1 protein-coding gene is annotated in these 1,129 nt (G+C 47.0%); it reads left to right on the top strand.

Annotation, left to right across the window (positions count from 1 at the left end):
* Positions 1-133: 133 nt before the first annotated feature.
* Positions 134-1,129 (top strand): cytochrome c oxidase subunit II (coxB, locus tag R7O12_RS26225; protein WP_318126989.1); only part of this gene is annotated, 996 nt, incomplete at its 3' end.

The following is a 1,129-nucleotide window of genomic DNA, read 5'->3' as shown; positions in this document are numbered from 1 at the left end:
AGCCTTTTAACATAAATATAACAAACTGTGTCGAAATCGTATTTTTTGTGATTTTTCGTAAAGTTGTTCGATATTTGCAATGGGACGCAAGGAAGCTCGCGCAAGCGTAGCGGCTGAGCAGAGGAGAGATCTTTTGAAAAGATTAGCGACTACTCTAGCCATACCACTGAGTGTGATTTTAATCACATTCTCCTCCTACGGTTGGTCAAAGGACAATGAACTCAACATGACCAAAGGGGTCACGGCGATAAGCGAGCAAGTGTATGAATTACATATGCTCATTTTCTACATTTGTTGCGCGATAGCTCTGGTTGTTTTTGGTGTTATGTTCTATGCCATCATCCGTCATCGCAAATCAAAAGGTGCAGTTGCCGCGCATTTCCACGAAAGCACCAAAGTAGAAATTATTTGGACTGTTATCCCTATCATCATTCTTGTCGCGATGGCGATTCCCGCAACGAAAACTTTAGTCGCAATGGAAGACACTAGCCAATCGGATATCACCATTCAAATCACAGGTTCGCAATGGAAGTGGCATTACAGCTACTTTGGTGAAGATGTGGAATTTTTCAGCTTGCTCGCAACCAGCCAAAAGCAGATTGACGGTATAGAGATGAAAGGCGCGCATTACTTGCTTGAAGTGGATAACCCGCTCGTGCTCCCTGTGAATCGTAAAGTGCGATTTTTACTGACCTCAGACGATGTGATTCACTCTTGGTGGGTACCTGATTTCGCCGTGAAAAAAGACACCATCCCGGGTTTCATCAACGAGGCTTGGACGCGAATTGATGAGCCGGGCGTTTATCGTGGTCAGTGTGCAGAGCTTTGTGGACGAGCTCATGGCTTTATGCCAATCGTAGTCCATGCCATGCCGGAAGATGAATTCGATCAGTGGCGCGCGGGGAAGAAAGAAGAAATAGCGATGCAAAAAGCCGCGGCGCAAGAGGCGCTAACTCAAGACTTGTCGATGGATGAGCTCATGGCGCAAGGCGAAGCGATTTACTCGGCGCGTTGTGCTGTTTGTCACCAAGCTAATGGTGAGGGTATTCCGGGGGCGTTCCCTTCAATTAAAGGCAGTCCTGTCGCGACAGGTGATATCACCGAACATATCGGCGTGGTTGTTGATGGC

This window comes from Vibrio sp. Vb1574 (assembly GCF_033338675.1).
Note: the sequence above shows the minus strand (reverse complement) of the source record. Positions and strands in the feature narration are given on the sequence as shown.